Origin of the sequence: Clostridium sp. AM54-37XD, from assembly GCF_003478225.1 — a bacterium.
Taxonomy (GTDB): domain Bacteria; phylum Bacillota; class Clostridia; order Lachnospirales; family Lachnospiraceae; genus Coprococcus; species Coprococcus ammoniilyticus.
In genome coordinates this window covers 30,739-55,297 of sequence record NZ_QUEV01000005.1, presented here as the reverse complement: position 1 = coordinate 55,297, position 24,559 = coordinate 30,739, and the positions used below count along the sequence as shown (strand labels likewise).

Sequence of the window (24,559 nt, the reverse complement as noted above, 5' to 3'; positions counted from 1 at the left end):
TTTGGTATTGACAAAAATACCCCTATGGGGTATATATAATATCGTATCCGGGATCATTAAAATTGGATACAAAAAATAAATGTACAGATACAGATGGATGAAAAAATTCAGGAAACAGACAGAAGGGAGCGGACAAGAATGGAAGAACCATGTTGCCATTGTCATAAAACAAAACAGAGAACAGAAGGTGAATATAAGAAGCTGATGAACCGGCTGAACCGCATCGAGGGACAGATCCGGGGAATCAAGGGAATGCTGGAAAAGGATGCATATTGTACGGACATATTAGTACAGGTTGCCGCTGTCAATTCTGCATTGAACAGCTTTAATAAGGAACTTCTTGCAGAGCATATCCGAACCTGTGTGATCGAGGATATCAAAGCAGGAAAGGAAGATACGGTGGATGATCTGGTTGATACGATAAAAAAACTGATGAAATAAGCAAAGAAGGATTTTCTATCCGAAACACAGTATGAATATATTCGTATGATTGCTTTGGATATGAAACATAATAAAAATGTGTTTAAGATATAATGAAGGCATAGAATGTGCGAAGCACATGATAAAAGCTTGATAAGAGGGTGAATGAATTGGATAAATATAACGTAACAGGAATGAGCTGCAGTGCCTGCAGCGCAAGCGTAGAAAAGGCAGTGAAGAAAGTAAAAGGAATTGACAGTTGTACCGTCAGCCTGCTTACAAATTCGATGACAGTAGAAGGACATGCTGACCCTAAGGCAGTTATTGAAGCAGTAGAAAAAGCAGGATATGGAGCCAGTCTGATGACAGGAGAAGACCGGAAGGATGTCGGGAAGAAGCAGGCAGCGGATGCAGATGAATTGGATAATCATGCAGCCCTGCACAAGATGAAGGTCCGGCTGATCGCATCTATCGTTCTGTTAATTCCGCTGATGTACATTTCCATGGGACATATGATGTGGGGATGGCCACTGCCGGCGATTATCAGTGATAACCATGTCGCTATGGGACTGATCCAGATGTTATTTGCAATTGCGATCATGGTTGTAAACCAGAAGTTTTTTATTAATGGATTTAAGGGTGTGATCCATGGAGCACCGGGTATGGATACATTAGTAGCACTTGGCTCAGGCGCATCCTTTATTTACAGCACATATGTATTATTTGCAATGACAGATGCCGTGATGCGGCAGGATAATGACCGTGTTATGACCTTGATGCATGATTTTTATTTTGAATCGGCAGCGATGATTCTTGCACTTATAACGGTTGGTAAGACACTCGAGGAATATTCCAAAGGTCGTACGACAGATGCCTTAAAGGGATTAATGAAGCTTGCACCCAAAACAGCCCTTGTTCTTCGTGATGGAGAAGAACAGGAAGTTGCTGCTGAGGATGTGGTAGTTGGAGAGGTATTTATCGTCCGTCCGGGATCCAGTGTTCCGGTAGATGGTGTGGTTATAGAAGGAAACAGTGCGGTTGATGAGTCTGCTTTATCCGGTGAGAGTCTTCCGGTCGATAAAGCAGAAGGAGATAAGGTATCTGCCGCAACGATCAATAAATCCGGTTATCTGAAATGTCGGGCAACCAGAGTCGGTACAGATACGACTTTATCCCAGATCATAGAGATGGTCAGTGATGCAGCAGCAACAAAAGCACCTATCGCAAAGATTGCAGATAAGGTATCTGGTATCTTTGTTCCGGCTGTCCTGATCTGTTCCTTGATCACTATTATTGTATGGATCATTGCAGGAGAGAGCACAGGCTTTGTACTTGCCAGAGGTATATCGGTGCTTGTGATCAGTTGTCCATGTGCACTTGGACTTGCAACACCGGTTGCCGTTATGGTAGGTAACGGTGTCGGAGCCAAGCAGGGTATCCTATTTAAGAATGCGGCAGCACTTGAGATGACAGGAAAAACAGATGTGGTTGTACTGGATAAGACAGGAACGATCACAAATGGAACGCCGGAAGTGGTAGATGTAGTTCCGGGAAATGGATACAGTGAGACAGACCTGCTTACCTTTGCAGCAAGTTTGGAACAATACAGTGAGCACCCGATAGGCAAAGCCATTATGGAATATGTCGGACAGAAAGGGATCAAGCCACAGAAGATTGAAGATTTTCAGGTGCTTCCGGGAAATGGACTCCGCTGTAGATTAAGCAGTGAGGCGGTTTCACAGAATGAAAGAGGATTTTGTGCAGGACAGAACCATTCTCAGATATCAGATCATATTTTGCTTGGTGGAAATGGAAAATTTATCAGCCAGTATGTAACCTTATCCGAGGCGGATAAGACACTGGCAGAAGAATTAGCTTCACAGGGCAAGACCCCGATCTATCTGGCAATCGATGAGAATAAACTGATTGGTATCCTTGCAGTTGCAGATACGATCAAAGAGGATGGAATCCTTGCGATCAAAGAATTAAAAGAGATGAATTATTCAGTTGTTATGTTAACCGGAGATAATGCAAAGACAGCAGAAGCAATCGGTAAACAGGCAGGTGTTGACCGCGTGATCGCTGATGTACTGCCGGATGGAAAAGAAGCGGTAGTAAGAGAACTGATGAAGGAGCACCGTGTGATCATGGTTGGTGACGGCATTAATGATGCCCCTGCATTAACCCGTGCGGATATTGGTATGGCGATCGGAGCCGGAACCGATGTTGCAATCGATGCGGCAGATGTGGTACTGATGCGGGAAGGTCTTCGAACCGTTCCTGCAGCAATCCGGTTAAGTATGGCAACGATACGAAATATCAAAGAGAACCTGTTCTGGGCATTTATTTATAACATTATCGGAATACCGCTTGCCGCAGGTGTCTGGTATCCGATGTTTGGCTGGAAATTAAACCCGATGTTTGGAGCATTTGCCATGAGCCTTTCCAGTTTTTGTGTAGTAATGAATGCATTACGGTTGAATTTCGTGAAGATATATGTTAATAATAGTAAATACAGAATACACCAAAAAATGGTATCAAAAAATGTTGAGGGAAATAATAAGATAGAAAAGGAGACTGGTACGATGAATAAGACGGTGTATATAGAAGGAATGATGTGCGGACACTGCGAGGCAAGAGTGAAGAAAGCATTTGAGGCACTTCCACAGGTAACAGAAGCGGAGGTCAGCCATGAGAAGAAGCAGGCGGTGCTTACTTTAAGTGGCGAGTTATCCGATAAAGAGATTAAGAATACAGTGAAGGAAGCCGGATATAAGGTAACTTCGATCAAGTAAAATAGAAATACGGGATAAAAGATAAAATGGCAGGGCACGGTTTATGGTGTCCTGTCATAAATTAATAAGAAGGAAATTGTCTATGAAGAAACTATTGAACAGGTTATTTAGTCGAATGGTAATTACATGTCTGCTGGTAGCGGCACAGTTGATCTTCTTTATGGTAGAAGTATTAAAGCTGCAGCAATACTATGTATTGGTGGCGGCTATTCTGCATTTGTTAAGTTTTATAGCTGTGATGCATCTGTTATTAAAGGATGTGAATCCGTCAATTAAACTGGCATGGATCGTTCCGATCCTGATGTTTCCGGTCCTCGGTGGTCTGCTTTATCTGCTCTATGGACATATCATTATGCCGAAGAAGTTAGAGAAATACATGAAGCATGCGGCAGAATGGGACTACGAGACGGATCTGTATGCAAATATGGCATATTTCAGTGATGTGATAAAGGGGCAGCCGCCATACCGGTTGTTCAAATATACAGAAGATTATGCAGGTTCGCTTGTATATCAGAATACGGATGTCCGGTATTATCCGATGGGGGAAGATGTCTGGCCGGATTTTGTTGATGATCTGAAAGCGGCAAAGAAGTATATTTTCCTTGAATACTTTATTATTAATCCGGGTGAAATGTGGGATACGGTTCTTGACATCCTAAAAAAGAAAGTAAAAGAGGGCGTGGAAGTCCGTCTGATCTATGATGACATCGGCTCAGTCTTTTATGTGCCTAAGTATTACTGGCGTGAGATGGAGAGCCTTGGGATTAAATGTATGGCATTTAATCAGGTGGTTCCATTTCTGGCAACGATCTTTAATAACAGGGATCATCGGAAGATTGCGGTTATGGATGGTACGGTCGCTTATACCGGCGGTTTTAATCTGTCCGATGAATACATTAATAAGAAATCCCCTTATGGCAGATGGAAGGATAACGGTATCCGTATGGATGGAGATGCTGCATGGCGGTTCACGATCCTGTTCCTTCAGTTATGGAACAGCATCCGGAATGAAGATAAGCATATCTTAAGCTATCGTCCGGCAGAGCAGAAGAAGCATTTGAATGATGGATATCTTCAGCCATATACGACCAATCCGCTCAAGAAGGAGCCGCTTGGTGAGAACATATATATGCAGATGATCAATGATGCAAAGGAGTATGTATACATCTTTACTCCATATCTGATCGTATGCAATGAGATGATGACAGCATTAAAGCTTGCGGCAAAGAGAGGCATCGATATCCGAATCGTAACACCGGCGATCCCGGATAAGAAGATGATCTTTCGTATGACACAGTCGAGTTACAAAGAGCTGCTTCGTGCCGGCGTGAAGATCTATCAGTACACACCGGGATTTATCCATTCCAAATGTATCCTGACGGATGATAATCTGACATCAATCGGTTCTATCAATATGGATAACCGAAGTTTTTATCATCATTTTGAATGCGGTGTATTGGTATATGATTCCAGTATCATTGCAGAAGTGAAGTATGATATGCTTTCAACGATGAAGGAATCAGAGGAGATCACGCTGGACTGGTGTAAGGAGCATATGTCCAGAATTACACTGGTGGATGCCTTCCTCAGACTCCTGTCACCATTGCTATAGGAATAAAGGTAAAGAGAGAAAATGACAAAAACAAATAAGAAACAAAAAGCCGGAGATCAAAAGCCGGCTTTTTCAAAAATGAACGATTTTAAAAAAGAAGCGGCATTTCATATTTTTAAAGAAAGCATTACAACGGCATTCCTACTGTACATGTTTGTTGTTTTTCCATTGGTTCTTCATGATGGATATAAGGATATTACGATCACAAAATACAATTTCTTTAAAAATGGAGTATTGATCTATGGGATATTGATGTGTCTGACATTTATATTCGGATTTACGGATCATATGGAAGAGCATACGGATGCTGCAAAAAAAACGGGAAGAGGCAGAAATTTTCTGGCGGCGGATATCTGGATGGGAGCCTTTGTGCTGTCAGGCACACTTGCATGGATCATGGCAGATGATAAAATGGCAGCCTACACCGGATCTATGGGAAGACGTTGCGGACTGGAATTTCTGGTGCTTGTGCTTGTGCTTTATATTGGCATTGGAAGCGGATATAAATGGCAGCAGATCCTGGCACCGGTGTTTTCTGTTATCAGTGGACTTGCATTTTTGATGGGAAGCTTACAACACCTGGATATTGATGTGTTTCATCTGTTGTCACATATCAGAGAGGATCAGCAGGCGATGTTCCTGTCCACCTTTGGAAATATTAATATATTTGCTGGCTTTGTCTGTACCAGTGTTGCATTCTTTTCCGGTATGTATCTGATTGAAGAAAAGCGGGCATTCCGGATCTGCTATATGGCAGCCCTTTTGTTGGGCGGAGCCGCCTTGATCGCGGCAAATAGTGATAGTGCCTATATGGGACTTGCTGCAGCATGGGTGATATTACTCTTTTTCTCATTAAAACGAAGCCTGTTTGCAGAATTTGTAACTGTTTGCACCACCTTTCTTTCCGGTTATACAATCATGGCGTGGATCACGACAGGAACCGGAAGGGGATATGAGAAGTTGTCCGGTCTGGCGAAGCTGGTGGATGTAAGAGAAATATTGACTGTCTGTTGTGTGATCGGTATCTTGTGTGCGATATGGTTATCAAAGAAGAAATATAATACAGGAAGATCCGCATTATCCCGCTTGTTCATAGCAGGAATATTGCTCATAGCAGGAATCACCGTGACAGTTATTGGCTGTACCAACCACTGGGAGATCTTCGTATTTGATGATTTCTGGGGAGATTACAGAGGCTTTATCTGGTCAAGATTATGCCGGATCTATCAGGATCTGCCATTTGTTGATCAGGTGTTTGGAAATGGAAATGAAAGCATCTATGCGCTGATGTCTGCCCGGTATTATGATGAGATGCTGGCAGTAACCGGAACGGTTTATGACAGTGCGCATAATGAATATCTGCAGTATCTGGTCACGATGGGAGCTTTTGGCCTGATCACTTATGTAGGGCTGATCATTACTTCGATCCGTAACTGTGTGAAAACCTGGAAGGATGAACCGGTGATGCTTGCGGTTCTGATGCTTATCGTTTCTTATATCACACAGGCGTTCGTTAATGTAGAGCAGCCGATCACGACACCGTTCCTGTTTTTATTTGTGGCGATAGCAGCAGGAATCCGCAGAAACAGTCTGAAAAAAGACGGGAGCAGAACAAAGAAATAGTGGATGGTGGGATTATAAAAGTCCGGACTTGTCAAAGCAGATAGTTTCGTTGTATAATCACAAAGTGTGTGTAGATGAAGCAATGGCTGGAAATTGATCGGAGATATTTTAATTTTAGCGTATGACATCTGACTGATATAATATTCGGCTGGTATGCCATCTGGATACAGAATAAATAAGTAGATAATAATTATGATATAAAAGGTCAGCATCTAAATGGATGCTGCTACAGGAGGAAAAAAATGAGGTTTATGACGAGTTAGTGGCAAGAGGATTAATTGCCCAGACAACAGATGAAGAAGAGATCAAAGAGCTGGTAAATAATGGAAAAGCTGTTTTTTATATAGGATTTGACCCAACTGCAGACAGTCTTCATGTCGGTCATTTCATGGCACTTTGTCTGATGAAGCGTTTACAGATGGCAGGTAATAAGCCGATCGCCTGATTGGTGGCGGTACAGCTATGATCGGTGATCCGTCCGGACGTACCGATATGAGACAGATGATGACAACAGAAACGATCGCTCATAATGTAGAATGCTTCAAGAAGCAGATGAGCCGTTTTATCGATTTCTCAGAAGGCAAGGCATTGCTTGTAAATAATGCAGACTGGTTACTGGATCTGAACTATATAGATGTTCTTCGTGAGGTTGGTCCTCATTTCTCAGTCAACAATATGCTTCGTGCAGAGTGCTACAAGCAGAGAATGGAGAAGGGCTTAAGCTTCTTAGAGTTCAACTACATGATCATGCAGAGCTACGATTTCTATGAGTTATTCCAGAAATACGGCTGTAATATGCAGTTCGGTGGTGATGACCAGTGGAGCAACATGCTTGGTGGTACAGAACTGATCCGTAGAAAGCTTGGCAAGGATGCATATGCCATGACGATCACCCTGCTTCTGAACTCAGAGGGCAAGAAGATGGGTAAGACGCAGAAGGGTGCTGTATGGCTGGATCCAAACAAGACATCACCATTTGAGTTCTACCAGTACTGGAGAAATGTTGCAGATGCCGATGTATTAAAATGTATCCGTATGCTGACCTTCCTTCCACTGGAAGAGATCGACAAGATGGACAGCTGGGAAGGAAGCCAGTTAAATACAGCAAAAGAGATCCTTGCATTTGAACTTACAAAGCTGGTTCATGGCGAAGAAGAAGCAGTAAAGGCACAGGAGAGTGCAAGAGCATTATTCTCCAAGGGTGTCGCTGCTGATATGCCATCTGTTACATTATCAGACGATGATTTCAAGGATGGTGCGATTGATATCGTATCCGTACTTGTAAAGTCCGGTCTGGTATCCTCCAGAAATGAAGGAAGACGTGCGGTAGAGCAGGGCGGAGTTGCAGTTGATGGTGATAAGATACCTGATATCTCAGTTACAATTCCGGAAGAGAAGTTTGATGGAGACGGAATCGTTGTAAGACGTGGTAAGAAGAATTTCCGTAAGATAAGTAAATAACAGATTCGAAAGAATAATAAAATAAACATAATAAAAACTCCGGTTATCTGGAATTAGGATTCTAATTTTGATGATCGGAGTTTTGTTATTGTTATTATGATGTAAATTATGCAGAAAAAAAGCAGAAATGTCAGTTGTACATGTCATTTATGCATGATAAAACGTAGAATTGACAATCTACGTTTTTTTTAGTCTGTTTTATGGTATTCTAATTTCCGGATATTAGCGGTGTTTTGTGTAAGCCTCCATCAGACTGAGCATAACATGCTGGTCTTCAAGGGATAAGGATGAATAAAGAGCATTCAGTTTCGATTGATTATAGCTTTCAGAATGTTGATTGTATTCAAGAATATCAGAAAAAGTACAATCCAGATATTCGGTGATATTTGCAAGTGTATCCAGACTCACTTTGCAGATACCACGTTCAAGTTGACTGATAAAACCTACAGACAGATTAAGGTCTTCCGCCATCTGTTCCTGGGTGACATCTTTCATTTTTCTGCGTATTTTTATGCGTGATCCTATAATTTTATAATTCAGTGTCATGATGGTATTCCTTTTCTTTTTAAGTATTTTCTAATAAATATCAAAAAAGAAACAGATAGTGACACTTCTATTATATGTAAAAACTAACAATAATACTGCATATATCTAAGAAATATACTAAAATTTACAAGTGGCATTCAAATGAGAGGGAAGTGTTATACAAATGAAAATTGGTATATGTGATTCATCTATGCATGAAGTGGAAGCTGTGAAGGATTTTATAGAATCCCGTATGGATCTGGATAATGTAGAGTTTGAATTGTATCTGCCGGAAGAAGCGTCTATAGATGTAGAAGAAAGTACCTTTTCCTGTGATATATTTATTACGGAGATCGTATTTGACAATCTGCATTATAATGGGATCTGTCTGGCCAGAGCCATCAATCGTTCTGTTCCAAATTGCAAGATTATATTTTATGCAGACCATATTCCGGATGGCTGGGATATCTATGACGTGGAGCACTGCAATTGTGTTATGAAGCGAAACCGGGATATCAAGCTGGTGCATGCCGTTGATACGGCGATCAAGCGCCTGAATATGAGCAAAAGTAATTTTATCCGGGTCTGCTATGGGAAAACGATCAATATTTTTTCAGCTTCGGAGATCATCTGTATTCACAGAGATGATCGTCTCACCAGATACTGTACAACAAGAGGTGATTATGTGCAGTATATTACGCTGACAAATGCTTTGAAAAATCTTCCGAAGATATTTGTCCGTGTAAACAGTAATTGTATTATCAACCGTCAGCACGTCAAGCATTATTCCAGATCAACCGTAACTCTGGATAATGGAGAAGTTGTAAAGATCGGAAGACCATACAAAGAAGAAGTATTTTCATAAGAAAATGGAATGATTCTCCCTGTTTTGCAGATACTAGTTCGTATGAATATGTATCTATGAAACAGGGAGATTTTTTATGAGAGATAAAATATTTGGAATATTACAACGGGTTGGAAGGTCGTTTATGCTTCCAATCGCGATCCTGCCGGTGGCAGGACTGCTGCTTGGAATCGGAAGCTCATTTACCAATGAAACCATGCTTGAAACATATGGGCTGATGCGGATCCTTGGACCGGGAACGATATTTGCTGCGGTATTTGAAGTAATGAGCGAGGCAGGAAATGTGGTATTTGCCAATCTGCCGATCCTGTTTGCCATGGGTGTGGCAATCGGTATGGCAAAAAAGGAGAAAGAGGTCGCTGCGCTGTCAGCAGCTATTGCATTCTTTATCATGCATGCATCGATCAGTGCATTGATCACGATAAGTGGTGGTACGGAAGCAATGCTTGCAGGGGCGGTTATTTCTGTCTGCGGTATCACATCTTTGCAAATGGGTGTATTTGGCGGTATCCTGGTAGGACTTGGTGTGGCTGCCCTGCATAACCGCTTTTATAAGATTGAACTGCCGCAGGTGTTGTCTTTCTTTGGTGGTTCCAGATTCGTTCCGATCATATCAGCATTGGTATATACCGGAGTTGGTATTTTGATGTTCTTTATCTGGCCGGCAATCCAGAAAGGCATCTATACCGTAGGTGATCTGGTTTTAAATTCCGGCTATGCAGGAACCTGGGTATATGGATTTATGGAACGTCTTCTGATACCATTTGGCCTGCATCATGTGTTCTATCTGCCATTCTGGCAGACTGCGGTCGGAGGAACGCTGGAGGTTGGTGGGCGTGTTGTAGAAGGAGCGCAGAATATCTTCTTTGCACAGCTTGCGGATCCATCCGTTACAAAGTATGCGGTATCAGCCACCCGGTTTATGTCCGGTAAATTCCCGCTTATGATATTTGGTCTGCCGGGAGCGGCTCTTGCCATGTATAAAACAGCAGCACCGGAGAAACGGAAGGCAGCAGGCGGACTGCTTCTTTCCGCAGCCCTTACAGCCATGATCACAGGTATTACAGAGCCGCTGGAATTCACATTTTTATTTGTTGCACCGGCTCTGTATGGAATCCATTGTATTCTGGCAGGCTTTGCTATATGCTGATGCATGTATTTGAAGTCGGTGTGGGAATGACCTTCTCCGGCGGTCTGATCGATCTTACCCTGTTCGGCATCATGCAGGGAAATGCAAAGACGAACTGGATCTGGATCGTTATTGTCGGTATCGGTTATTTTATCGTATATTATGTATTATTCTATTATCTGATCCGGCGGTTTGATCTGAAAACACCGGGCAGAGATAACAATGACGAAGTGAAATTATATCGTCGAAGTGATGTGGATGCCAGAAAGCATGGAGAAAATGCCGGAGAGCAGGGATCAGGCAATGGCCGGAATACGGATGTTTTCCGGAATCACAGCCCACAGATGGAGACTTCCAGACTGATCTGTGAAGGACTCGGCGGCAAGGCCAATATATCGGATGTTGACTGCTGCGCAACCAGACTTCGTTGTACGGTATATGATGCAGCTCTTGTAAAAGAAGATGTTCTCCGGGCAAGCGGAGCATCCGGTGTGGTGAAAAAAGGATATGGCGTACAGATCATCTATGGCCCGAAGGTGTCTGTGATCAAATCCAATCTGGAAGATTATCTGGAGGGGTATGATGAGAAAGCGGTTATTGCAGTATCTATATTGAGTCCGGTTACAGGAGAGGTTTTTGAATTATCAAGTGTGCCGGATGAGGCATTTTCCAGTGGAATGATGGGCGATGGAATCGCTGTATTGCCAACGGATCCTGAAATAACCGCGCCTGTTGCCGGAACGATTGCCTTTGTCTTTGATACGAAGCATGCCATAGGGCTGGTAACGGAACAGGGAATCGGTGTGATGATTCATATCGGAATCGATACGGTAAAGCTAAATGGCAAAGGCTTTGACGTACTGGTTGAGACCGGACAGACAGTGTCTGCCGGACAGCCGGTCATGCGGCTTGATCTTCCTTATCTGAAGAAGCATGCGCCATCCTTAATATCCCCTGTCATTATAACAGAACTCCCGGATGGCTATAAACTGCGTCCGGTAAAGACCGGAAAGGTGAAGAACGACGAGGAGCTCCTGGTGGTGGAGAAGGGATAGGATAAATAGAAATGACAGAAGGATTTCCACTTGTGGAAATCCTTTTGTGAATATATTATAATAATAAATAGATTAAAGGCAACAAAGGCGGAAGGATAAATGGCAGGAAAAAAACTGGATGAACAGATGGAAAAGACAATACGGAATAATTACAGACGATTGACAGGCTGTCTGATCGACCGGAAAATGACGATCACAACCATGGAAAGTATCACCTGCGGGCAGATTGCTTCCCTAATCACAGATACTGAAGGGGCATCTGCAATATTAAAAGGAGCATTTGTAACCTACTCCAACGAAGCAAAGATCATGCAGGGTGTTCCGGAAGCGGTGATAGAAACTTGTGGTGTCTATTCCAAAGAAACAGCGCGGGCAATGGCAGAAGCCTGTAAACAGGCATATCGTGCAGACATCGGAATTGGTATTACCGGTACAACGGGAAATATTGATCCAAACAATCAGGACAGCGTACCGGGAGAAGTATATTATGCAGTGGCTGTTTCTGATACGATCATCGATGGCTATTTCCAGATGGGAGAACAGGATTCCAGACTGTATTATAAACTTTATGCCGCGGAGAAGGTGGCAGAAACGCTTGGGGATGTGCTTGGGGTTGAAATGGAAGCGGTTTTTGCCTGATGGTGTGACGAATATATTGTTGGAGAAATATATAAGATATGGGGGATGAAGATATGAAAAAGAAATTAATGGGGTTGATTGTATGTTTAATAGGATTTGGAATGGGCTTTCTGTCCTTACTGTATTCCAATGAGGCTGTGCGGTCCCTAGAAGAATGTACGCGAAAAGTAGTTAATCCAAGCATAAAAGATAAAAAGGACTGGATATTTTCCTCAATTGGGAATATAGGAATTGTGCTATTGATCGTTGCTGTAATAACAGCAATTGTGCTGGCGGTTATTCGTTTTTTTGCTAACTCAAAATGTATGCAGTCGGCAATCACAATAGGACAGTTTGTAACAGATGTCATTTTATCGTTGTATATTACGGAGGTAATTATATATTACCGCAATCAGTTGCAGCAGGAACGCTTTTATACAACGATGGGAGATTCTGTACATATTGGAGTGTATATATTAGAATATGCGGTATTCTATATTTGTATATCCATCTTGTTCAACCGATCTGTTGAAAAAATAATACGAAAGCCTAAAAAGGACTGCAGACTATCCATATGGCAGGTAAAGAATGAACAGGAATTTATGGAAATAAAGGAACTGGTACATAGAGAACATTTTAACGATTGTTATGGATATATGAAATATCGTGAGGGACCGTTGGCTTCGATGCAGTTTTATGTGATCAGTGAAATGAACTGGTCGGGAAATCAGGAAGTAGCACAGTGGAAGTATTATTCAAATGGTGATTTTATAGACCTGGATGATACAGAACTCAGAACCAAACTGCTGGTAGCAAAAAATGCTGAAAATATAAACTGGCAGTTATAAGATAAAGAAACGAGGGTAAAAAGGATGAGAAAAAAAGCGGGATTTATAGTATTAAGTATAGTATTGGCAGGCAGCTAATGGGATGCAGTTTTTCCTTAAAAAAAGATGCAGATGGCAGCAGCAAAAAGGCCGAAACAACCGTGACAGAAGAAACCGGAAAAACGGATGAAACAACCGGTATGGATATAGGTTCTGACACGGAAACATCAGAGGAGGCTTCTTCTGCAGCAGGATCAGATGGCAAGGCAGCCGCACTTCCGGAAGAAAAAGAAGTGGGATTTGGAACCGGTGAAATGCCGGAAGCATATTCAGATAACATGGTTGCTGATTCGAAAATGTCCGGAAAAGTGCAGACGAAAGATGGTGAGGTTGTATACCATTTACCATACATAGATTATGACAGTACCGCCTGTGAAAATGTAAATACACAGATAGAGAAGCTCGGAAATGATTATATGGCAAAAGCGGGAGCCGAATATACAGATTGTATTGCTATTGGATATGAGTGGTCTGTTTATCAGGATTTGTTGTCGGTAGTTGTGCGGGTGGATTTTGATGCAAATGAATATACAGATTTTTATGTATATACGATCGATCTTCGTAAAGATGTACTTCTTTCAAAGGATGATGTGTTGGCTTATCTGGATATTGATGAAAATTCATATGAAAAAAACGTTCAGGATGCAATGGATAGTTGTTTTACCAATACATATAAGGATATGGAAGGAACGGATTCTTTTCTGAAAGAAACTTATAACTGGACGATTGCTTTATCCAATGTGCGGGATGCGGTACCATATGTAGATGAGGATGGCGAGTTGTGCGTAGTTGGCAAGATATATTCTGTTGCAGGACCATCCTATTATCCACGTCAGTTAAGTGTGGACAATCTGGAGGATGAATGTGAATATAGCGGTAGAGCGTATGAGTCGTTTTATTATAATCCAACATCAGAAGATGATTCTTCCGATGACTACATTCTTCCATATAGTGACAGTGAATATCTGACAGAGGATGATCTGGATGGATTAACACCGGATGAGATCCGTCTGGCATGTAACGAACTGTATGCCCGTCATGGAAGAAAGTTCAAAGACGCCGATTATCAGGCATATTTCAATTCCAAAAGCTGGTATCATGGAACGGTTGAGCCGGATGATTTTGACGACACAGCAGTATTTAATCAATATGAGCTTGCAAACCGGGATTTCATTATAGAGTATGAGAAGGAGAAAGGGTATAAGTAGGAAAACGAACGAAAAGGTATCTCATTAAAGAGAAATGATATATAGTTATTGAATTAAGTAACAAAATAATATAAAACGTGAGGCAGCTCGATATGAACTCTGTCAATTGGATGGAGGGATGTCGGCTGTTTTGTTTTTTGTCGAAAATGCAACGTAAAATGTCAGTTTTGCATGAAACGGTTATGAGGTCTTATTTATGATAATATTGCATATAACTTATAGTGATGAGGTGGATTTTTATTATTCTTTTTCAAACTTATTTATTGATTATTTTGTTATGACAAAATGCTAAATGGAACCAATTTATTTATTTTGAAAATTATTTAGAGTTCAAGAGATAAGAGGGTACGTTCCACCTGGTCAGTACTCTTGTTGCTAAAATTCATCGTTATATTGAGCAAATTATATTAATGATTGTCATGAGTCTGTAAAAAATTTTCCCTCAAAATTTTTATTTTTCCTCTTGATTTTTCAAATCAAAAGGAGTATATATATTGTATCAAATAAATAGACGAAATGAACAAAGGTGTTCCAAATCATTGGGACACCTTTCTTTTTTTGTTTTATCAGAAGAAAGGAAGTACAAAATTATGATGAACAAAATTTCAGCCGTATTCGGTTCACACGTTTTCTCCGATCAGGTTATGAGAGAGCGTCTTCCAAAAGCAGTTTATAAATCCTTGAAGAACACAATCGATAAGGGCGAACCTCTTGATACATCTATTGCAGATTCTGTTGCAGCAGCAATGAAGGAATGGGCAATGGAACTTGGCGCAACACACTATACTCACTGGTTCCAGCCACTGACAGAGACAACAGCCGAGAAGCATGATTCATTCGTAAGTACAGTAGGTGATGGCGGAGTTATTCTTCAGTTCACAGGTAAAGAGCTGATCAAATCCGAGCCGGATGCTTCATCCTTCCCTTCTGGTGGACTTCGTGAGACATGCGCAGCCAGAGGATATACAGCATGGGATTGTACCTCACCGGCATTTGTAAAAACAACAGATGCAGGAACCTGTATCCTTTGTATCCCTGCAGCATTCACATCATATACAGGTGAGTCACTTGACTACAAGACACCACTTCTTCGTTCCATGGATGCGATTAGCAAGGAAGCCTTAAAGGCACTTGCATTATTTGGAAATACATCAGCAAAGAAGGTTACAGCTTCTGTTGGTCCTGAGCAGGAATACTTCCTGATCGATAAGAAGAAATTCGCCAAGAGAACAGATCTGAAGCTTTGTGGACGTACCTTATTCGGTGCGATGCCTCCAAAAGGACAGGAGCTTGACGATCAGTATTTTGCAGCGATCAAAGATAAGGTTGCATCATACATGACCGAGTTAAATGAAGAATTATGGAAATACGGTATTCTTGCTAAGACACAGCACAACGAAGTTGCTCCTGCTCAGCATGAGTTAGCACCTATTTTCTCAACAACCAATATTGCAACCGATCAGAACCATCTGGTTATGGCAACTATGAAGAAGATCGCAGCAAAGCATGATCTGGAATGTGTTCTTCATGAGAAACCATTTGCAGGTGTCAATGGTTCCGGTAAACATAACAACTGGTCAATCTCAACAGATGAGGGCGAGAACCTGATCGATCCTGGTAAACATCCGGAGACAAACCTTCAGTTCCAGTTCTTCCTTGCAGCCGTTCTTGCAGCCGTTGATAACAATGCAGAGCTGTTAAGACTGTCCGCATCATCCGCAGGAAATGACCACAGACTTGGAGCAAATGAAGCACCTCCAGCAATTATTTCGGCATTCCTTGGTGAACAGCTTGAATCCATCGTTAAGCAGATCATTGAGAAGGGTGAAGCTACAGAATCACCAAAGGGCAAGACTTATGTATCCGGTGCATCCACACTTCCTACATTTACAATGGATGCTACAGATAGAAACAGAACATCACCATTTGCATTTACAGGTAACAAATTCGAGTTCCGTATGGTAGGTTCTACACAGTCCATTGCATTCCCAATGATGGTATTAAATACGATCGTTGCAGATCAGTTAAAGAAGATGACTGACGAATTGGAAGGTGCAGAAGATTTCGAGGCAGCATGTAAGGCATTGATCAGAAAGACTCTGACAGAGCATCAGAAGATCATTTTCAACGGAAATGGTTATTCAGATGAATGGATCGCAGAAGCTGAGAAACGTGGACTTCCAAATATCAAATGTATGGTAGATGCAGTTCCATATCTGGCAGCAGATAAGAGCGTTAAGATCTTTGAAGGCCTTGGCGTTATGGATAAAGCAGAGTTATCAGCCAGAGCAGAAGTTATGCTTGAGAATTACGCAAAGAAGATCAACATTGAGGCACTCACAATGATTGAGATGTCAAATGAAGAGATCATCCCAGCAGTTATGGAATATCAGGCAGAGCTTGCAAAGGGTGCTGCTGAGATCAAAGCTCTTGGTATCGAGCCAAGCGTACAGGTATCTCTGTTGAATACAATCTCTGATAAGCTTGCAGAGCTGAAGACAGCAACTGTAAAACTAGAAGAGCTTGTTGCAAAAGCTGCTGATTATGAAGATGATATCGAAGCATGGGCAAAATACTATCACAACGTAGTATTTGCAGCATTTGATTCTGTAAGAACACCTGCTGACGAACTGGAAAAAGAACTTCCAAAGACAGCATGGCCATTCCCAACATACGAGCAGTTATTATTCGAACAGTAAGATCAAATACAGTAAATGTTTATTACAACCTAAAATAGTCAAAGGGCATCTCGTTTTCTGAATCGAAGGCGGGGTGCTTTTTTACTGTGCGGATATCACAAAAGCTATGGTCGAAACCTTGTTTTTCTGGTATTATAAAAAGATGTGATGTGTAATATTGATCAAATATAAAAGAATCAGGAGTTTGATTTGAAGAATTTATATATAGCAGAAAAACCAAGTGTAGCAAGACAGTTTGCAGATGTGCTTGGGGTAAAAGGAAATGCCGGAGCAGGCTATCTGGAATCAGAGGACTCTGTTGTGACCTGGTGTGTGGGGCACCTGATCACGATGAGCTATCCGGATGCCTATGACGAGAAATTAAAAAAGTGGGATCTGGCTACGATTCCTTTTATTCCGACAGAATTCAAATACGAAGTGATACCGGATGTCAGCAAGCAGTTCAAGATCGTAGCAGGGCTGTTGAACCGGGATGATGTAGGCTGTATCTATGTCTGCACTGACTCAGGACGTGAGGGAGAATACATCTACCGTCTGGTGGATCAGATGGCAAAGGTTGGAAATAAAGAGAAGCGGAGAGTCTGGATCGACTCCCAGACAGAGGAAGAAATCCTGCGTGGGATCCGGGAAGCCAAGCCGCTTTCAGAATATGATTCGCTCAGCGATGCCGCATATCTTCGTGCAAAAGAAGATTATTTGATGGGTATTAATTTCTCCAGAGCCTTATCGTTAAAATACAGCTATGTGATAAGAAATTATCTGAAACTGGATAAATGCGTGATTGCGGTTGGACGTGTTATGACTTGTGTTCTTGGCATTATCGTGAAGCGGGAGCGGGAGATTCGTGAATTTGTAAAGACACCATTTTACCGTGTTGTTGGTATGGTGAATGTTGCAGGGCAGACATTTGAGGCAGAATGGAAAGCAGTAAAGGATACACCGTATTTTAATTCACCGCTTCTGTATAAAGAAAATGGCTTCAAGCAGAAGAAGGATGCAGAAGATCTGGTAAAAAAGCTGTCGGCAAATGGGATGGAAGCCACGCTTGTTGCAAGTGAGAAGAAGAAAGAAAAGAAGGCCCCGCCAATGCTGTATAATCTTGCCGAGCTTCAGAATGACTGTTCTTCACTTTTTAAGATCAGTCCGTCCGACACCTTAAAGATCGTGCAGGAGTTATATGAGAAGAAGCTGGTGACGTATCCAAGAACAGATGCCAGAGTATTGTCAACAGCAGTTGCCAAGGAGATTTATAAGAATATTTCAGGCTTGAAACGATATACGCCGATGACGGCATTTGCAGATGAAGTATTGAATATGGGAAGCTATAAGACGATCGCAAAGACCAAGTATGTAAATGACAAACAGATCACAGACCATTATGCGATCATTCCGACCGGACAGGGCATGGGTGCGTTAAGGGGATTGTCGGAGATCGCGGCAAATGTGTATGAGATCATTTGCAGACGATTCTTAAGCATCTTTTATCCGGCAGCAGAATATCAGAAGCTTGCAATGACACTGGCAAAGCAGGATGAATTCTTATTTGCCAATTTTAAATATATGTTAGAAGAAGGTTACCTGAAGGTTGCCACGAACCGCTTTGCAAGGAAAAAGGATGATACCAAATACAGCCCCGAATTCATCGAGACAATCGGACATTTGAAAAAGGGAGATATCCTTTCACTTGACAAATTCGAGATCAAAGAGGGTGAGACGTCACCTCCGAAACGCTACAATTCCGGTACGCTTATCCTGACGATGGAAAATGCCGGACAGTTTATCGAGGACGAGGAGCTTCGTGAGCAGATCAAGGGCGCAGGTATCGGAACCAGTGCGACCAGAGATGGAATCATCACCAAGCTTGTAAATAACAAATACATTGCTCTGAATAAGAAAACGCAGATTGTAACACCGACATTTCTCGGCGAGATCATTTATGATGTTGTTTATTATTCGATCAATGGACTGCTTCGGGCGGATCTGACAGCAAGCTGGGAAAAAGGCTTGTGTGGTGTCGCTGATGGTTCGATCACGAAAGAAGAATATACAGACAAGATGAACACCTTTGTGATCAAATATACAAATCTGGTAAAGGGAATCAGCAATCAGAACCAGATTACAACAGTATTTGACAGAACAAGGGTATATTATAAAAAATAACCTTGAATATAGTTGCTTATTAAATAAAAAAATATCCTTTGTGGATAAATGATTGCTTTTTGGATAAAAATTGTCCTTTGCGGATAAATGATTGTTTTCTATTAAATTCTGAAAAAGATAGTGAGGTATAAGAAAATGAATAATGAAACAGTAAAACAGGTAACGATCAAAGAATTATATGATCTGACAGAAACAGCAGCAAAGCCATTGCTTGAAAGCGTTACATATCCGTGGGAAGCGCTTCCGAAGATCAAGGACTTTATCATTGAACTTGGAAACAGCTTAGATCCGGAAGAGTATGAGAAACGTGGTGAAAATATCTGGATTCATAAATCAGCAACCGTATTTGATTCTGCTTATATCGCAGGCCCATGTATTATTGGAAAAGATACAGAAGTCAGACAGTGTGCATTTATTCGTGGAAGTGCTTTAGTGGGAGATAACTGCGTTGTTGGTAACTCCACAGAGTTAAAGAATGTCATTATCTTTAATAATGTGCAGGTTCCACATTATAACTATGTAGGTGATTCGATCCTTGGCTTCCATTCTCATATGGGAGCAGGTAGCATTACCTCTAATGTCAAGTCAGACAAAACACTGGTGCATGTCAAAGGCGCGGACTTCGATATTGCAACCGGTATGAAGAAATTTGGCGCAATGCTCGGCGATTATGTAGAGGTCGGTTGTAACAGCGTTTTAAATCCGGGAACCGTGATCGGCTCACATTCAAACATCTACCCATTGTCCCGTGTCAGAGGCTATGTGCCATCAAACAGCATCTACAAAGACCGGAACGACATCGTAACCAAGCATTAGACGCTAGCCTTTACGTTATGGTATAAGGACGAGAATGTGATGTAGATATCTTTTATTTTTCGGGCGTTTTCACTCTATTCTCACGTAGCGGTTCTAAACTCATCGCTTATGCGATTCGTTAAGTACCGACGTGAGAAAAGGCCGTCAAATAAAAATATCTACACACATTCTCTGTCTTTGATATCAAAGCTGCGTACCGGCCACACCTACCATCCTTCTGTATTGTGGTAAGCATACAAAGAAATATTTGACTATGCGATTTATGATTGAAAGGCAGCGCAGACAAGGCTGGGAAGAATACTGGCTCAGCGCACAAAAATCTGACGTACAGGAATGTTACATAACGCATCTTGGTATAGAAACACAAATCACCTGAGTAGAATGTCCTTATGTAGCAGACTACTTAGGTGATTGTACAGTAACAATAGCCAAGGCTGGAAACGGTGTTATGTCAATAAACAGATATATGCCGGACAACTGATATTGTGCAGCAAACCTGTCCACTTCTGTGTAACTTCGAACTAACCTCGGTAAGCCTCGCTAAGGTCTCAGTTACTCGCGTCGGTACTTAGGCTGCGTCTTTTGCAGCCTTATGTACCGCTACGTCGAGGATAGAGTGGAAACGTTTTGCGTAACAATAGTCAGTTGACCGGCATATACCGTACGGTGGCATCATTGAGCCACAGCCTTGGCGAGTGCCTCTTTGATAGCGTTGATCAGCAGCATCGAGGTATACTTGGTATCGCCGGAAACAGTGAGGTCGTCAATCGATGACACATACTGCAGGTCAGTGTTGATCGCCTCTAAAGAAGACGACAGGAGCGGATACATGGTGGTGACACTTTCGTCCAGATTGGAGAGCGCAACATCCTGGATAGAATGATCATCAACCGTAACCATAACAGACAGAGTAGATTCGCCGAGCGTGATAGTTGAATCATATGTACCGGGGTTATAAGAAGGCTCCGTTGTTTCAGAAGCGGTATTCGAAGAAGCAGTTTCTGAAACGGTGGCAGGTTTTTTGAACATGATCGTCAGTATGATGATAAACAGGGCGACAAGTCCGAGAAAAATAACCGTGTATATGATTTCTTTAGATTTTAAAACGATAAGCTTTGTGGATGCCATATAAATATTCCCCTCATTTATTATTACTATATTGTATTCACAGAGAAAATAAAATATAACCAAAGAACAGATGGTTAGTAAAACAATATTGAAGTAAATATGGCTTAGCAAAGAGAAAGCCAGAAAAAGAGTATTGCTTGACAGATGAGTGAAAGGAGACCGTTATGTCAGTTCGATTCTTACTTGGAGCATCCGGCTCAGGGAAATCCAGACAGATTTACAATGAAATCATTCAGGCATCGATAAAAGAACCGGAGCGGAACTTTTATCTGATCGTGCCGGAACAGTATACGATGGAAGCACAGAGAGAACTGGTTACCATGCATCCGGCCGGAGGCATGATGAATATTGATGCGATCGGCATGAACCGGCTGGCATATCGTGTATTTGATGAACTGGGGATCAGCACCGGACAGGTGCTGGAAGACTTTGGAAAAAGTATGCTGATCAAGAAGATCTTATGTGAACAGCAGGACACCTTACAGGTATATGGAAGCTATTACGACAAGCTTGGATTTGTAGATGAGATGAAATCCATGATGTCGGAGATCTTCCAGTATAATATCAAGCAGGATACGATCGATGAGATCATGGAGCAGATTCCGGAGGACAGCGTTGTTGCAGGTAAAATGCAGGATATCAGACACATTTACGAAGAATTTGAAGCATTTGCAGGTGAACGCTATATTGTGGCAGAACAGTTGGTGGAACTGTTGACCAGACATGTTGGCCAGTCTAAACTTGTGTGTGGCAGTTCGCTGTATTTTGATGGGTTTACTGGATTTACGCCGGTACAGCTTGAACTTGTTGAGAAGTTGATGACCTGTGCGGATGATCTGACCTTTTCCTTTACATTAGATGACAGAGATCAGAAGTATGAGCATATAAAAGACTACGAATTATTCTATCTGACAAAGACTACGATAAAGAAATTAACAGAAGCGGCAGCAGCCGCTGGTGTGGAGATTGAGTCTCCGGTCGTTCTGCCTGGAACAATCAACTATCGTCTTGGGGAGAACCGGGAACTGTTTTTCCTGGAGCGGAATTTGTTCCGTAGTCCGTATCAGAAATGGAAGCAGCCATTGGAGCGGATCCATCTGACAGCGACAGGAGATGCGCAGGACGAGATCGTATTTGTCGCATCTACGATAAGGAGGCTCGTACGGGAGGAAGGATACCGTTATAAGGATATCGCGATCGTAGCGGGAGATCTGGAACAGGCATCCCACATCTATGAACGGGTGATGGATGAATATGAGATCCCTGTATTTATCGATGCAAATGCCTGTCTGAAAGCAAATCCATGTGCGGAAACGATCCGAAGTGTACTGGCGGTTCTGGCAGATGATTTCTCCTATGACAGTGTGTTCCGGTTCTTAAAAGCGGGTATGACAGATCTGACCTTTGAGGATATAGAGCTTCTGGAAAATTATGCATTAAAGCGTGGTGTCCGTGGCTACAGCAGATGGAACCGGGCAGTATCTGAAAACTATGAGAAGACCTCTCCGGTAAATGTAGAAGAGATCCGTCAGGCATTTATGAAGATGTTGGGGGATATCCGTAAGGCCTTTGCAGATAAAAAGGCAGTCACAAAAGATTATGTGGAAGCCCTTTATGACTTTCTGCTTCAGATCCATATGTATGAGAAGTTAGAAGCCAGAAAGAATGAATTATATGAAGAAAACCGGATCAATGAAGGAGATGCTTATGGTCAGATCTTTGAGAAAACGGTCCGGTTATTTGATAAGATTGCGGAACTCTTAGGCGATACGAAGATGAGCGTGAAAGAGTTCTATGAGATCGTGGATACCGGACTTTCAGATATTGAAGTCGGTGTTGTACCGCCTACGGTTGACCGGGTGTTGATCGGAGATATCACAAGGTCAAGATTAAATCACATAAAGGTGTTATTCTTTACATCGGTCAATGATGGAATCGTGCCAAAAGCACCGAAAAAGGGAAGAATCCTAAGTGACAGAGACCGGGATATTTTGTCAGGCTGCGGCCTGGAGCTTGCTCCATCCGACAAACAGAACAGCTATATCGAGCAGTTTTATATCTATACGATATTGACGAAACCATCCGATCATCTGTATATATCGTATCATAAATTAAGCGCATCACTTGAAAGCATGCGTCCGTCTTATCTGCTTGGAAGGATCAGCAGTATTTTTCCATCCCTTCAGGCAGAGGAGTATGATGCTGCTTCCTGTATGCCGGATACCGTCAACCGTTCATTAAGACGGATACTCCGGACAGAGGAAGATGATAGCGAAGATGCAGAGAGCCGGATTCTGACAAGAATTTTGACGGAAAAAGGATTGGCCAGAGAATTGACAGCCATTTATAAAGGCAGAACATACAGAAACGTGGCAGAACAGCTGCCACCGGAGACGATCGCCCTGTTATATGGCAGATATCTGCATGCATCAGTATCGAAGCTTGAATTATATGCCAGATGCGGATTTGCATATTTCTTAAAATATGGTCTGCGTTTAAAAGAGCGGGAAATGTATCAGGTCGATGTCAGAAATGTCGGAGTTATCCTTCACAGTGTAATGGAAGGACTGTTTAAGCAGGTAAGAGACACCAGAAATAATGACTGGGAGAATTTTCCGGAAGATGAGAGAATGCTGATGGTCACGGAGCTTGTAAATCGTGCAGCAGAGGAATCGGCAGGAGATTTCTTTGAAGATAATGCAAGAAATGCCTACATGCTTCAGATGATCGAACGTATGGCACAGACATCCGCTGGTATGTTACAGAAGCATATAAGACTTGGCAGCATGAAGCCTGGAATGCTGGAAAAGACCTTTGATTCCGCAAAGGATGAAGTCGGTTCTTATCTGTTTGAGCTTCCAAATCAGATCCGGATGAGCATCAATGGTAAGATTGACCGTGTGGATGTGGAAGAAGAGGATGGAACGGTTTATATCAAGGTGATCGACTACAAATCATCCACCAGAAAACTCAGTCTGGAGGAAGTCCTGAATGGAGAACAGCTTCAGCTTGTGACCTATTCTGCGATCGCATATGAGATTGAAAAAATGATCTATCCCGATAAGAATATTCAGATCGCCGGTTTATTATATTACAGCTTTGATGATCCGGTGATCGAGATTGAATCTTCGGAGATTGATACCGATACAGAGCAGCCGGAATTCTCGGATCAGGAGAAATTAGACGCTGAGAGAATGGAGAAAATGAAGCTGCAGGGATTTGTCAATGAATCACCTGCCGTGATACAGAAGATGGATCATACCTGCAATCAGTCACTTCCGGTAAAACTTGATAAAAATGGTGACATCAAGAAAAGTGAGAATGTGGTATCGGCAGACCAGATCCGGACGATCATGGAATTGACGAGAGAGAATATAGAAGAACTTGGAAGTCAGATCGCAGAGGGAAAGATCGCGATCGAGCCATATAAGAATAAGAGCAATACAGGCTGTGATTATTGTGAGTTTAAGAATATCTGTCATTTTGATGTCAAGAATGGCGGAAATCAATATCGCAGACCGGATAACGAGAAGCTTAAGCGGTACAGGGAGGAGTAGC

At 42.1% G+C, this 24,559-nt stretch carries 14 protein-coding genes and 2 pseudogenes; 14 read left to right on the top strand and 2 right to left on the bottom strand.

The window, feature by feature from the left end; translation table 11 throughout:
- Positions 1–138 precede the first annotated feature (138 nt).
- The 5 genes and pseudogenes from DXA07_RS05970 to tyrS all read left to right on the top strand — a co-directional run bounded on the left by DXA07_RS05970 (position 139) and on the right by tyrS (position 7,911).
- Entirely contained in the window at positions 139–441 is a 303-nt protein-coding gene (locus DXA07_RS05970; protein WP_008401532.1) for a metal-sensing transcriptional repressor, read from the top strand.
- 149 nt (positions 442–590) lie between these two features.
- A complete protein-coding gene (locus DXA07_RS05965; protein WP_173783955.1) occupies positions 591–3,215 on the top strand; it encodes a heavy metal translocating P-type ATPase in 2,625 nt (874 codons plus the stop codon).
- 82 nt (positions 3,216–3,297) lie between these two features.
- Positions 3,298–4,827 carry a cardiolipin synthase gene (cls, locus tag DXA07_RS05960; RefSeq protein WP_117808398.1) on the top strand — a complete coding sequence of 510 codons (1,530 nt, stop codon included), beginning with the start codon at positions 3,298–3,300 and terminating at the stop codon, positions 4,825–4,827.
- A 21-nt stretch (positions 4,828–4,848) separates the two neighbouring features.
- The gene (locus tag DXA07_RS05955; protein WP_117808397.1) at positions 4,849–6,450 is read left to right on the top strand and encodes an O-antigen ligase family protein; all 1,602 of its coding nucleotides are present in this window, start codon (positions 4,849–4,851) and stop codon (positions 6,448–6,450) included.
- Positions 6,451–6,670: 220 nt separating this feature from the next.
- Positions 6,671–7,911: pseudogene (gene tyrS, locus DXA07_RS05950) on the top strand (tyrosine--tRNA ligase).
- Positions 7,912–8,133: 222 nt separating this feature from the next.
- Here tyrS and DXA07_RS05945 read toward each other — a convergent pair.
- Positions 8,134–8,457, bottom strand: a complete 324-nt coding sequence (locus DXA07_RS05945; RefSeq protein WP_117808395.1) for a helix-turn-helix transcriptional regulator — start codon at positions 8,455–8,457, stop codon at positions 8,134–8,136.
- 163 nt (positions 8,458–8,620) lie between these two features.
- Here DXA07_RS05945 and DXA07_RS05940 point away from each other — a divergent pair, with 163 nt between their 5' ends.
- From DXA07_RS05940 to DXA07_RS05905, 8 genes and pseudogenes are all read left to right on the top strand, one after another.
- Entirely contained in the window at positions 8,621–9,301 is a 681-nt protein-coding gene (locus DXA07_RS05940; RefSeq protein WP_117808394.1) for a LytTR family DNA-binding domain-containing protein, read from the top strand.
- Positions 9,302–9,377: 76 nt separating this feature from the next.
- Positions 9,378–11,485 (top strand): annotated as a pseudogene (locus tag DXA07_RS05935) (glucose PTS transporter subunit IIA).
- Positions 11,486–11,584: 99 nt separating this feature from the next.
- Positions 11,585–12,124 (top strand): CinA family protein, encoded by a 540-nt coding sequence (locus DXA07_RS05930; RefSeq protein ID WP_118483843.1) that lies wholly within the window; start codon positions 11,585–11,587, stop codon positions 12,122–12,124.
- Between the two features lie 53 nt (positions 12,125–12,177).
- Positions 12,178–12,951 carry a hypothetical protein gene (locus DXA07_RS05925; protein ID WP_147352430.1) on the top strand — a complete coding sequence of 258 codons (774 nt, stop codon included), beginning with the start codon at positions 12,178–12,180 and terminating at the stop codon, positions 12,949–12,951.
- 77 nt (positions 12,952–13,028) lie between these two features.
- Entirely contained in the window at positions 13,029–14,198 is a 1,170-nt protein-coding gene (locus tag DXA07_RS05920; protein ID WP_118483839.1) for a YARHG domain-containing protein, read from the top strand.
- Between the two features lie 590 nt (positions 14,199–14,788).
- The gene (locus DXA07_RS05915) at positions 14,789–16,897 is read left to right on the top strand and encodes a glutamine synthetase III (RefSeq protein WP_118483837.1); all 2,109 of its coding nucleotides are present in this window, start codon (positions 14,789–14,791) and stop codon (positions 16,895–16,897) included.
- A 189-nt stretch (positions 16,898–17,086) separates the two neighbouring features.
- Positions 17,087–19,057, top strand: coding sequence for a DNA topoisomerase (locus DXA07_RS05910; RefSeq protein WP_118483835.1), 1,971 nt, complete (start codon positions 17,087–17,089; stop codon positions 19,055–19,057).
- Positions 19,058–19,192: 135 nt separating this feature from the next.
- The gene (locus tag DXA07_RS05905) at positions 19,193–19,873 is read left to right on the top strand and encodes a UDP-N-acetylglucosamine pyrophosphorylase (RefSeq protein WP_008403088.1); all 681 of its coding nucleotides are present in this window, start codon (positions 19,193–19,195) and stop codon (positions 19,871–19,873) included.
- 672 nt (positions 19,874–20,545) lie between these two features.
- On the opposite strand, the gene DXA07_RS05900 is transcribed toward DXA07_RS05905, so the two are convergent.
- Positions 20,546–21,001: a hypothetical protein gene (locus DXA07_RS05900; RefSeq protein WP_118483833.1), complete on the bottom strand. Its 456-nt coding sequence runs from the start codon at positions 20,999–21,001 to the stop codon at positions 20,546–20,548.
- 164 nt (positions 21,002–21,165) lie between these two features.
- Here DXA07_RS05900 and DXA07_RS05895 point away from each other — a divergent pair, with 164 nt between their 5' ends.
- Positions 21,166–24,558 carry a PD-(D/E)XK nuclease family protein gene (locus DXA07_RS05895; RefSeq protein WP_117808374.1) on the top strand — a complete coding sequence of 1,131 codons (3,393 nt, stop codon included), beginning with the start codon at positions 21,166–21,168 and terminating at the stop codon, positions 24,556–24,558.
- Position 24,559 lies beyond the last annotated feature (1 nt).